This window comes from Photobacterium sp. GSS17, from assembly GCF_028621875.1.
Lineage (GTDB): Bacteria > Pseudomonadota > Gammaproteobacteria > Enterobacterales > Vibrionaceae > Photobacterium > Photobacterium ganghwense.
Window position 1 is genome coordinate 399,595 of the sequence record NZ_CP117517.1, and the last position, 12,208, is coordinate 411,802.

Consider the following 12,208-nt stretch of genomic DNA (forward strand, 5'->3'; position numbering starts at 1 on the left):
TATATTCATTTGCATGATACTTGCCGTACAGCAGGCGGGGTTCTGGCGTGATACAACAAGTATCGTGCTGTCAGCGCGCCTGTTAGCTCCCGGAACAGGTATTCACTAGAGGCAAAAATGGCACGCAAGAGCGCAACAATTCACTCTGTTGATGGTTACACCATGGAGACCAACTTACGCAGTGTTGATCTGAATCTGCTGACAGTGTTCGACGCTGTGATGCAAGAGCAGAACATCACCCGGGCGGCACACAACCTGGGGATGTCTCAACCCGCGGTCAGTAATGCCGTGGCGCGCCTGAAAGTCATGTTCAATGATGAGCTGTTTATCCGTCATGGTCGGGGGATCCAGCCCACTCAGCGTGCCAAGCAGCTGTTCGGCCCGCTGCGCCAGGCACTGCAGCTGGTGAAAAATGAGTTGCCTGCTTCCGTGTTCTGTCCGCAAACCTCCAACCGCACTTTTAAGCTGGCGATCAGCAGCCCGTCGGATATTCGCTTTGTTCCGGCGATCTTGCGCATCTTGGCTGAGCAGGCTCCAAATGTCCGGGTACAGATAGAAACCGAATCTGATGCGGCGATGGCAGAGAAGATGCAGTACCAGAATATCGATTTTGTGATTGATTATGCGCGCTTCGATGAACCGGGTATGTGCAGCACGGCACTGTTTCATGATGAGCTGGTGGTTGTCGCCGCCGGTAATCATCCGCGTCTGGGGGATACCCTTTCTACTGCAGAATTTGAAGCGGAAAAACATGCAGTGCTGAAGACCGTACCGGGCGTGAAACCTTTTGCCGAAACGGTTTATCACGAGAAAAGTCACTACGCGCCTGCCTATCAGGGAACCAGTCTGAGTAACGTGTTGTATGTGACCAGTCAGTCTGAGCTGATTGCCGTGGTGCCTCGCTGGCTGGCAAAGGCTGCGGCCCTGCAGCAATCCCTGAAAATCCTGCCGCTGCCGTTTGAATCCGGCGCGGTTAGCGGTTACCTGAGCTGGCACGAATCTTCGCAAAAAGACAAAGGCCATCTCTGGATGCGGGATCAGCTGCTGGCAATCTGTGGCTCCGGTGAGTACTGAGTCGGCGCGCACTCTGTGATTCAAGGTTAAGCCAGCTTTTGTGCTGGCTTTTTTACGTCTGTTGCCGCCCGTGGCGGTCTGCCACATTGCTGACGCAACCCTGTGATATCCTGAATAATCCGTACATGATGTGAGCAAAGTTATTCTGGTCATACCAGAATAATGATGGTTTTGTGATTTCGCAGAGTTGCCTTTTTCAGTGTCGCAGGTAGACTCCCCTGCACGATAGCTTACAGGTGTAAGCTTAACGGTAGAGTAGTTATGGCAAAACGAGAGTATCACATCGTCAACCGCATTCGTTCCCAGATTTCCCGTCTGGGGGAGCGGACGGCATTGCGCCACCGGGTCGATGGCCAGTGGCTGTCTGTCAGCTGGACGGAGTTCGGTGAGCAAATTCATCAGTTAGCGTTGGCGATGCTGACGCGCGGTCTGAACGTGCAGGATAAAGTCGGCATCTTCTCCAATAACATACCTCGCTGGAGCGTGGCGGATTTTGCCACCTTGTACAACCGCGCTGTGACCGTGCCTATCTACCCGACCAATACCCCGCAGCAGGCTGCCTATATCGTCAATGATGCCGGTATCCGGATGTTGTTTGTCGGCGAGCAGGCGCAGCTGGACGCAGCCCTGGAGCTGGCGGAAGAATGCCCGGGGCTGGAACACATCATCGTGATGTCACCAGCGGCAACTTTGCCGGATCACCCGAAAGTGATCAGCTATGACGCGTTTGTCGCGTTGAGCGGGGTCAGTACAGAGTCCGAAGGGGATGCGAAGGCCGAACTGACCCGTCGTCTGGATGAAACCACCATGGATGACCTGCTGACCCTGATTTACACCTCCGGGACCACAGGTACGCCCAAAGGGGTAATGCTGGATTATGCCAACATTGCCTCACAGATCGAAGGGCACGATCAGAAGCTGGCGCTGGCAGAAGGCGATGTATCCCTGTGTTTCCTGCCGCTTTCCCACGTGTTCGAGCGGGCATGGACCTTCTATGTCCTGCACCGTGGCGGTGTGAACTGCTACTTGTCGGATACCAATCTGCTGAAAGACGCGCTGGCGGAAGTGAAGCCGAATGTGATGTCTGCGGTGCCGCGGGTGTACGAAAAAATTTATTCCGGGGTGCACGACAAGGTGGCGCGTGCGCCCGTGCACCGCAAAGTGATGTTTACCTGGGCGGTGAACATGGGTGCCCGCATGGCACTGGCGCGACAGGAGTGTCGTGAGCCGTCCTGGCTGCTCAAGCGCAGTCATGCGCTGGCCGACAAGCTGGTGTTGTCCAAGCTGCGTGCCTTGTTAGGCGGTAACATCAAGTTCATGCCGTGCGGTGGAGCCAAACTGGATGAAAGTATTGGCCGGTTTTTCCACGCTATCGGGATCAACGTCAAGCTGGGCTATGGCATGACGGAAACAACCGCGACCGTTTCCTGCTGGGATGATAAGTGCTTCAATCCTGACTCCATCGGGATGCCGATGCCGGGCGCGGAAGTAAAAATCGGTGCCAATAACGAGATTCTGGTACGCGGGCCGATGGTCATGCGGGGCTACTACAACATGCCAGAAGAAACGGCAGCCAACTTCACCAATGATGGGTTCCTGAAAACCGGGGATGCCGGCCATATTGATCAAGATGGCAACCTGTTTATTACCGATCGCATCAAAGAGTTAATGAAAACCTCCGGCGGGAAATACATCGCGCCGCAGGTGATTGAAGGTGCCATCGGCAAAGATCATTTTATTGAGCAGATTGCGGTGATTGCCGATACCCGCAAGTTTGTCTCCGCGCTGATCGTCCCGTGTTTTGAAACCCTGGAAGAACATGCGCGCGAGCTGAACATCAAGTACAAAGACCGTCTTGAGCTGATCAAGCACACCCAGATCGTGGAACTGATTGAGAAGCGCCTGGGCGAACTGCAAAAGGATCTGGCGCGTTTCGAGCAGGTGAAGAAGTTCACCCTGCTGCCGCGTGCGTTCTCGATGGATCACGGTGAGCTGACCCCGACTCAGAAACTGCGTCGCAAGGTTATCCTCGACCGTTACCATGAGGAAATTGAGCGCATGTATGAAGAAAGCCATAAGGCCGCCCGCTCCCGCAAGTGATTCGGGCAGGGCGGTGAGACAGCCTGAAAACGGAAAACAAAAGGGAAGCGCAAGCTTCCCTTTTTGCTATGTAAGTCACGCACACTGTTGCAAAGGTAAAGTGAGATGCTCTGCAAATTGGAATCTTCATGGTGGAAGATGTTATACGCAGAGAGGATGAAATCATGATTGTGGTGGTTTTTTATCCATTTTAGAGGAATCTTGTTAACTGCCGCCGGGCGATAGACTTGATTGATAAAAAAACGTTACATTGATTAACGCTTACTGTAACGGGTTATGACCCGCTACAGGCAACATAGCGTGAACACACATGATTGGATTCATTCTTAGGCTAAAAATAAGCCCTAACTATGTGATATCAGCCTGTATAGCTAATTGAGGCAGAAGCCTGTAATAAGGTCTGCCGTCTACTTGGCTCAGTGACTGTACTACCCATGCTGCGTGTGTTGCCCGTCTGCCCTCCAGTCAGATTGGCAATACCTCAGGCCACAGTCACCGCAGTTACGTTGAATTAGCTATACGGGATGGTATACAAGACCTGGAGGCAGAAATATGGAAATGTTGTCCGGCGCTGAGATGATCGTCCGCTCGATGATCGATCAAGGCGTAAAACATATCTTCGGATACCCTGGCGGTTCGGTACTGGATATTTACGATGCGCTGCATGAGAAAAGCGATATCGAACACGTCCTCGTCCGTCACGAACAAGCAGCTGTGCACATGGCAGATGGTTATGCCCGTGCCACCGGTGATGTAGGTGTTGTCTTGGTGACCTCGGGTCCGGGAGCAACCAATGCGATTACCGGCATAGCGACCGCTTACATGGACTCCATTCCGCTCGTCATCCTCTCTGGCCAGGTCATGAGTAACCTGATTGGCAATGATGCATTCCAGGAATGCGACATGGTCGGCATCTCCCGCCCGGTGGTTAAACACAGTTTTCTGGTGACCAAGCCGGAGCAGATCCCTGAAATCATCAAAAAAGCCTTTTACATCGCATCCAGTGGTCGTCCCGGGCCGGTGGTGATCGACATTCCGAAAGACATGCTGAACCCGGCTGAAAAGTACGCCTACCAGTATCCGGAAGCGATCGCTATGCGTTCGTATAACCCGACAACGAATGGTCATAAAGGGCAGATCAAGCGTGGCCTGAAAGCGCTGCTGACGGCGAAAAAGCCGGTGTTGTATGTGGGGGGCGGTGCCATTATGTCTGCCTGCCACGAGCAGTTGCTGAACCTGGCGGAGCGGCTGAAGCTGCCGGTCGTCAGCACCCTGATGGGGCTGGGCGCTTTCCCGGGCGATCACCACCACAGTCTGGGGATGCTGGGCATGCACGGCACCTATGAAGCCAACATGACCATGCATAACTCGGATCTGATCTTTGCGGTCGGTGTCCGGTTTGATGATCGCACCACCAACAACGTAGCCAAGTACTGCCCGGATGCGACGGTACTGCATATCGATATCGATCCGTCTTCAATCTCCAAGACGATAGCCGCGGACATCCCGATTGTTGGCTCGGCTGAAACGGTACTGAATACCATGCTGAAAATGCTGGATGATCAGGACGGCCACAATGATGCCGATGCGCTGGACAGCTGGTGGAGTGAAATTGAATCCTGGCGTGCCCGCAAATGCCTGAGCTATGCCTCGGATAACGAGCGCATCAAGCCACAGCAGGTAATTGAGTCGCTGTACCGCCTGACCGATGGCGACGCGTATGTTGCCTCTGATGTCGGCCAGCACCAAATGTTTGCAGCATTGTATTACCCGTTCAACAAGCCGCGTCGCTGGATTAACTCCGGAGGCCTGGGCACCATGGGCTTTGGCCTGCCAGCCGCGATGGGCGTCAAGTTTGCCCTGCCGGATGCCGAAGTGGTATGTGTGACTGGTGACGGCAGTATCCAGATGAATATCCAAGAGCTGTCCACTGCGCTGCAATATGACATCCCGGTTAAGATTATCAACCTCAACAACCGTTTCCTGGGGATGGTGAAGCAGTGGCAGGACATGATTTACCAGGGCCGCCACTCCCACTCCTACATGGATTCGGTACCGGACTTTGCTGCCATTGCGGAAGCGTATGGCCACGTCGGGATCCGAATTTCGGATCCGGCGAAGCTGGACAGTGAACTGGAGCGTGCGCTGGCGATGAAAGATCGTCTGGTGTTTATTGATATCAGTGTGGATGAAACTGAGCACGTGTACCCGATGCTGATCCGGGGTGGTTCAATGAGTGAAATGTGGCTAAGCAAAACGGAGAGAACCTAATGCGCAGGATTGTATCAGTACTTCTAGAAAATGAACCAGGCGCATTATCCCGGGTAGTTGGCCTGTTTTCTCAGCGTGGTTACAACATTGAGTCACTGACCGTGGCACCGACCGATGATGCGACCCTGTCTCGCCTCAATATCACCACCAATGTTGAGGATGAAGCCGCGCTCGAGCAGATTGAAAAGCAACTGCACAAGCTGATTGATATCCTCAAGGTCAGCAATGTGACTGAAAGTGATCATGTTGAACGTGAACTGATGTTAGTGAAGGTGAAAGCCTCCGGCTTTGCCCGCGCGGAAGTTAAGCGCACGGCGGATATTTTCCGCGGTCAGATCGTCGATGTTACCAGCCAGATCTATACCATTCAGCTGGCCGGTACCAGTGAGAAGCTGGACGCCTTTATTGCTGCAGTAGGTGAGGCGACGGACATTGTCGAAGTGGCACGTAGCGGGGTAGTCGGCATGGCTCGTGGTGAAAGAGCCCTGAAAGCCTGAAGTCATTCTAATGCACTAATGCAGTTGAAAATACAGTTCAGAACATCAACCGGCGCTTCATGCGCCGGTTTTTTTGTCCCGTTTTTGTCTTGCTGCCGAACGGCATTTTTCCGGTATTAGACTAAAGTCTAATAGATGGTCGAACTCGCCCGTAGGAAAGATGTGGGGGACAGACAATGAACGCAAAGTTTCTGCCACGGTTAACCGTGCTTAGCCTGCTATTGCTCGGCTTTAATATCAATGCCATTTATTTTCTGCTGGCAGTCCTGTTGCTCAATACCCACCACAAAGAAATATTCTGGTAGCCAGTCGGCTACAGGTAGCGCTTAATCATGTCGATCGCCCGTTGAGAATGGGTATTTAGCAAGCTCAGGGCCTGCTGGCTGTTACGCCCCAGCACGGCATTCATGATGGCCTCATGTTCCCCATTTTCATGGTAGCGCTCTTCGTATTGACGGTGGCGGTTGACCCAGATGTGGCGATAGCGTTCCACCTGCTCATACACCTGACGGTGAAGCGCCAGCAAACTGGGTGAGCGGCTGCCAGCCAGCAATGCCTGATGAAATTCGCCGTGACGCTGTTCCCATTCGGTAAAGTCGGATTTCGGATCCGCCGGGTTGAGGCGTTTGAGTTTGTGGTAGCTGGTCAGCACGTTCAACTCCCAAGCCTCATCACCATATTTGATGGCTCGCTGAAGCAAAATTCTGGACAGCTCCAGACTGGTATCAAACAGATCCTCCAGTTCACTGGCTGAGACCGGTGCCACCCAGCAACCTTTCTGCGGCGCGAAATGCACGTATTTATGCCAGGACAACTGCACCAGGGCTTCACGAATTGGAGAGGCACCAACGTTATAACGGGCTTTCAGGTCAGCCACAACCAGCTTATGGCCGGGAGGCAGATCGCCGGTCAAAATATCCTGACGGATAAGCGTCATGACTTTATCGGAAAGGGTTGGGCTGGGCACGGTACTCCTCACTCAGTTACGGCAGTGTCTTTTAATATTCTTAAAGGGGATGAATTGCGCGTTGAGTATACTGAGAGTGAAAGTTTACCGCGATTGTTCGATGTCAGAAGTGTGAGTCATTACCACGCTTTCTCTGTGGCTAGAGAGATGAATCCCTTGCCTTTTTGAGTAGGTATTGGCTTGGCTGGGGAAAAGGGTGGCGGGAAGAGTGCTCCCTGACCAACCGCGTATGACGGGACAAGCCCAAGTCACAGGAGCGATAATTAAGCGGATAAAAAAACGGGAACCCAGAGGCTCCCGTTTGAAACGATATGTGGTAATCGCAGATTACAGTACGTGTACTGATGCGGTGTTAGTGGTACCCGATGGAACCAGTGCACCAGATACCATCACTACGATATCGCCTTTCGCGCCCAGACCCGTTTCCAGCGCCAGCTCTTTACCGCGTGCGTAGAAAGCGTCAGTGCTTTCGATTTCATCAATGATAACCGGCGTAACACCTTTCGTCAGAGTCAGCTGAGCCGCTGTCTTTGGATTGGTGGTCACAGCCAGAATGTTAGCTGTTGGGAAGTATTTGCGAACTGAACGGGCAGATTTACCAGCTTCAGTGGCAACAACGATCAGTGGTGCACCCAGTTTCTCAGACGTGTCTACTGCACCTTTACATACCGCTTCGGTGATACGCAGACGTGAGCTGTCCAGACGAGAACCCAGCTCGGCTTTCAGGGCACCATCGGTACGCTCACAGATTTGCGCCATGATAGTCACAGCTTCGATAGGGTATTTACCTTTTGCTGACTCACCAGACAGCATAACAGCGTCAGTACCGTCCATGATGGCGTTAGCCACGTCACCCGCTTCCGCACGTGTCGGACGAGGGTTCTTGATCATAGAATCCAGCATCTGAGTCGCAGTAATAACGACTTTACGGGCACGGTTACATTTCTCAATCATCATCTTCTGCGCGAAGATAACTTCTTCAACCGGGATTTCTACACCCAGGTCACCACGAGCAACCATGATACCGTCAGAAGCTTCCAGAATAGCGTCGAAGTTGTCTACGCCTTCCTGATTCTCGATTTTCGAGATGATCTGGATTTTCTCGCCGCCGTTTGCATTCAGCAGCTCACGGATTTCTTTTACATCTTCTGCTTTACGGATGAAAGAAGCCGCAACGAAGTCTACGCCTTGCTCACAACCGAATTTCAGGTCAGCTTTGTCTTTTTCAGCCAGTGCTGGCAGTTTTACAGAAACGCCTGGCAGGTTAACACCTTTGTTTTCACCCAGGTCACCATTGTTCAGGACTTTACACTTCACTTCAGTGTCTGTGGTTTCCAACACTTCCATTTCGATCAGGCCGTCGTCAACCAGAACGGTATTGCCTTTGTTCAGGTCTTTCGCGAAACCAGGGTAAGTCACTGCAACACGCTCGTGGTTACCTACAACTGACGTATCAGTCGTGAATGTGAACTCCTGGCCAGCGACCAGAGACACGTCTTGACCGTTTTCCAGTTTGGTTGTACGAATTTCAGGACCTTTGGTGTCCAGCAGAATCGCCAGTTGCTTACCTGTTTCTGCCATCACGTCACGCAGGTTCTGGATACGCTGACCGTGCTCAGCGAAGTCACCGTGCGAGAAGTTCAGACGCATCACGTTCATACCAGCGTTAGCCAGTTTGGTCAGCATTTCTTTTGATTCAGTTTTCGGTCCAATCGTACATACGATCTTGGTCTTTTTCATTGAGGATGGTCTCCGGACGAACTTTTACCCAAGGGAAATTTTAATCACAGTGTTATACCCGAAAATGATGCTCCAATAATGTTGAAAAAAGCCTGCAAAATGAGGCCTTGGTCAAACATTTGTAACTTTCATCCCACAGGTTACGGTGGTAATACAAATAAATGTCAAAAATTTTGCCTTACAAAAGCATCTGCTTGCTTTTGTAAGGCAACACCTTGCTTATGCGGTTTCAGTACCGTTTCAGGTATTACGAAGTGTAAGGCAGTTGCATGACGTTTTCATGGTGACTAGGCATAAATCACCCTGACATACAAGCGCTGTATACTAGCATAGTCCAACTCTTTAATCACCTTGTGATAACGAGCAACTTTTTCCTCTGCCAATAAGCCAGAGGTTGAAATTATCTACATCTTTCACAGATTTTTCTTGTTGTGTATCAATAGTTGGTTTATTTCTGGCCGGAAAACAAAGAAAGGTTAGCTCTTTGTTTCTTCCTGTAAATTCAGTGTTTACACCAGGTGGCGCAATTTTGGATCCGGTCCGTACTTTGGTGCCCGTTTTTCATCTCACTCGACGGTACTGCGGTAGCGCAATCACCTTGGCGGTCGCGATCCGATTGCTTATGATTGCAACCTGATTGATATCAAGGGAATGATGAGAACGTGATGCCTGCGATCCCGCTGCCTTTTGTGATAGCGCTGCTCCTAATCCTCCTGGCCGCGCAGTTACCCCGTGAGCGGGGAAAGTCGGCTAAGCTAGCCGTCGTCTTTTTGAGTTTCTGTGCCTTAGTGGTCTCCTGCGTCGGGCTGCGCTGGCATTATCAGTGGTCCGCGATGGCGATGATTCAACCCATGTTGGCCGTGACGCTGCCCTCGCTGCTGTGGCTCTGTTTTACCCGAACCATTGGCTATGCGGCACCTTGGCGGCTGCTCAGCTGGCTGCCGGTGGGGCTGGTGCCGGTGCTGTTGTTCGGGCCGGTCGATTGGCGACGGGGACTGGATGTGTTGATTAGCCTCAGCTATCTCGGTCATGCCGCACTGCTGTTCCGGCTTTCCCACCGCTCGAGCGATGAGTATTCTCAGGTGACGTTCAGCCAGTCCCATACTGTGCCGCGGTTGTGTCTCGGGGCTGGGCTGTTTTTGTTGTTTTCGGTGCTGACCGACCTTGCGATCGCTCTGGATGCTTGGCTGGGACAGGGTCAGTCGCTCATCTGGATCCTGACGATATCGCAATGCCTGGTTGTCACCGGGCTGAGTTATGCTGTGGTAGTTGTCAGCCGGATCAGCGGCGGGGCTGAGCTGCCCGTGACGCAGACTCAGGACTCGACGATAGGGACACTTCCATTTTCTAATCCAATCTTAGTCCCGGAGGTGCACGCGGCTGCGTCTGTTTCTGCGCCTGATGAAGGAGTTGAAGACTCGCTAGATGATGCTGCTCGCCATTTGGAGGCTCAAGTAGAGGTGCAAGCTGAGGCGCAAGACGCCCGGGTTATGCAGGCTCTGACGACATTGCTACAGGAGCAGGCTCTCTATCTGGACCCGAATCTGACGCTGGCTGTGCTGGCCCGAAAAACCGGGGTCCCGAACCGGCAGTTGTCTGCCGCAGTGAACCGGCAAACCGGGCTCAATGTCTCGCAGCTGATTAATCAGTACCGCATTGAAAAAGCCCGGCAATTGCTGAAAGAGACGGATTTCAGCATTACCGAGATTTACGGCATGGCTGGGTTTAACACCAAATCTAACTTTAATCGTGAATTTTCCCGTATCACGACGATGACGCCGAGCGCTTATCGCCGCTCGGCAGATTGAGAGCCTTACAGGTGCCGGGCGAGAAAATCCGTCACATGCCGTGCAATGGCCTGATGTTCGCGCGCGCGGGTGGTACCCGGTACGGAATCACACACTTTGCCCTCACCAGGCGCTTCTTCCTCGAGAATGGCTTTGCCGCCGGGCTTGCAGCGGCCCATAAAAGTTAAGTGGGTCGCGTTGGCCAGCACCTGGTAATCGGTGAGGCGCGGATCTAAATGCCTGGCCAGATAGCCGGACTCTAGCGCCTGCGGCAGGTTGTGGTTATTGACTCCGGCGGCCAGGAGCAGGGTCGGCACCGTGATGGCTGCCAGGCTCTGCGGCGTGAAGCTGTTGGCAAGGCCCAAATCTAAACTGATGATGGCGGTGATCCGCGGGTCGTGCAGCCCGAGATTCCGGCTTCGCCCTTGTAAGTCGCTATCCTGCGACAGCCCCAATTCCGTGATTAAGCCGCAACCATTACTCAGTCTAGGCTCCCGGCACTGGTGGGCCAGATGGGAACTGCTGACTTGACCACCGGCGAGACTGACCACCGTCCAGCCGCCCTGAGAGTGGCCAATGGCACCGATGCGGCGCGGATCTATATGGCTGCCGTATGCCGGGCTGGCGAGCAGCCAGTCAAGGGTGCGCGAGAGATCCCTCGGGCGTTGCCACCACTGGGCGGCTTGTTCCGGGTCAGTGTCGAACGTTGTGGTGCCTGGGTGATCGGGGGCTGCAACCAAATAGCCTTGTCGGGCAATGGTGGCCGCCAGCCAGTTTAGGTTACGCCAGTTACCCCGGTAACCGTGCGACATCACGATCAGCGGCAGCGGTTTGGAGGCTGAGAGCCGGGCTTCCTTCAGAACCGGAACACCGTGGAACACTGGGTTGTCACCCAGCCGGGTGGGCGTGCCGGAATGGCGCTGGGCCGGGTACCAGAGGCTGACGGTCAGTGGCCGCTGGTTATCGTGCAGGCGGATTTGCTGGAAGCCGATGTCGTTTTCTGGGGCTGCGTGTAGCTCGGATGTTTGGGCGTGATTTGCTACGCGCGCTTCATTTGACGCCGCAGCAGAACCGCTGATCAGCAGGAGAGCGATCAGGGCGAACCGGAGTTGTTGCATGGGTGACCTCAGAGTTGATGAATGTGAGGTCATTATCCGAATTAATGGGCTTTGAACGACCTGAAACACGATTCAGGACGTCCTGAATCGGGATCTTGGACGGTGGGTTGTCACAGGCGTCGGACGATACTTTACTCCGGCTGTGCAAAGAAAGGAGGGGGTTGTCATTCCACCGGTATCAAATTCCACGGAACGTCCCGATGGCTAAAACGTCTGTGGCGAGGTGAGTGATACCGGCTGAGGTTGTGATGAGCGGTGGAGGAGAACTCTTTCATTTTGCGCACTGATACGTTCAGTACTTTGTTGTGCATTGCCGCGCAATACACTGAGAGATAGCGTTTTGCACTGATATCCCGACCAGCTAAAACAAAAAAAGGCTCGTGGATTTCTCCACAAGCCTTCTGGAATGTTGGTGGCCCCTGACAGACTTGAACTGTCGACCAAGCGATTATGAGTCGCCTGCTCTAACCACTGAGCTAAGGGGCCAAGTGCGGGAAATTATATGGGAAGGGGGGGATCTTGTCTAGCGATTAAAGTGGTGGTTTTGTTTGCTTTTTAGACAGTTAAGGCGGGTTTTTGGCTGGCGTTGCAAAATACGCAATTGGTTAAAAGGCTGGTAGGGTGTAGCAGAAAAAAGTGAATAAAAAACGGGCC

The 12,208-nt window shown here is 53.1% G+C and carries 9 protein-coding genes and 1 tRNA gene; 6 read left to right on the plus strand and 4 right to left on the minus strand.

Annotated elements, in window-relative coordinates; all coding sequences use genetic code 11:
- Positions 1-117 precede the first annotated feature (117 nt).
- From leuO to PGW97_RS01945, 5 genes are all read left to right on the plus strand, one after another.
- Positions 118-1,074: a transcriptional regulator LeuO gene (leuO, locus tag PGW97_RS01925; protein WP_273858390.1), complete on the plus strand. Its 957-nt coding sequence runs from the start codon at positions 118-120 to the stop codon at positions 1,072-1,074.
- A 261-nt stretch (positions 1,075-1,335) separates the two neighbouring features.
- Positions 1,336-3,174: an AMP-dependent synthetase/ligase gene (locus tag PGW97_RS01930; protein ID WP_273858391.1), complete on the plus strand. Its 1,839-nt coding sequence runs from the start codon at positions 1,336-1,338 to the stop codon at positions 3,172-3,174.
- A 552-nt stretch (positions 3,175-3,726) separates the two neighbouring features.
- Positions 3,727-5,445 (plus strand): acetolactate synthase 3 large subunit, encoded by a 1,719-nt coding sequence (locus tag PGW97_RS01935; RefSeq protein ID WP_047883704.1) that lies wholly within the window; start codon positions 3,727-3,729, stop codon positions 5,443-5,445.
- Positions 5,445-5,942, plus strand: coding sequence for an acetolactate synthase small subunit (ilvN, locus tag PGW97_RS01940; protein ID WP_047883705.1), 498 nt, complete (start codon positions 5,445-5,447; stop codon positions 5,940-5,942). The genes PGW97_RS01935 and ilvN overlap by 1 nt, the downstream gene beginning before the upstream one ends.
- A 176-nt stretch (positions 5,943-6,118) precedes the next feature.
- Positions 6,119-6,247, plus strand: a complete 129-nt coding sequence (locus tag PGW97_RS01945) for a hypothetical protein (RefSeq protein ID WP_047883706.1) — start codon at positions 6,119-6,121, stop codon at positions 6,245-6,247.
- An 8-nt stretch (positions 6,248-6,255) separates the two neighbouring features.
- Here PGW97_RS01945 and PGW97_RS01950 read toward each other — a convergent pair whose 3' ends face one another.
- Complete coding sequence (locus tag PGW97_RS01950; protein ID WP_047883707.1) at positions 6,256-6,879, minus strand: GntR family transcriptional regulator; 624 nt, start codon at positions 6,877-6,879, stop codon at positions 6,256-6,258.
- 357 nt (positions 6,880-7,236) lie between these two features.
- Positions 7,237-8,649, minus strand: coding sequence for a pyruvate kinase PykF (pykF, locus tag PGW97_RS01955; protein WP_047883708.1), 1,413 nt, complete (start codon positions 8,647-8,649; stop codon positions 7,237-7,239).
- A 665-nt stretch (positions 8,650-9,314) separates the two neighbouring features.
- Between pykF and PGW97_RS01960 the strand changes: the two genes are divergently transcribed.
- On the plus strand, positions 9,315-10,457 hold the full coding sequence (locus tag PGW97_RS01960; RefSeq protein WP_217393355.1) for a helix-turn-helix domain-containing protein: 1,143 nt from the start codon (positions 9,315-9,317) through the stop codon (positions 10,455-10,457).
- A gap of 5 nt (positions 10,458-10,462) precedes the next feature.
- On the opposite strand, the gene PGW97_RS01965 is transcribed toward PGW97_RS01960, so the two are convergent.
- Together PGW97_RS01965 and PGW97_RS01970 are read right to left on the minus strand one after the other, a co-directional pair.
- Positions 10,463-11,554, minus strand: coding sequence for an alpha/beta hydrolase family protein (locus PGW97_RS01965; protein ID WP_273858396.1), 1,092 nt, complete (start codon positions 11,552-11,554; stop codon positions 10,463-10,465).
- A gap of 410 nt (positions 11,555-11,964) precedes the next feature.
- Positions 11,965-12,040, minus strand: a tRNA-Ile gene (locus PGW97_RS01970).
- Positions 12,041-12,208 lie beyond the last annotated feature (168 nt).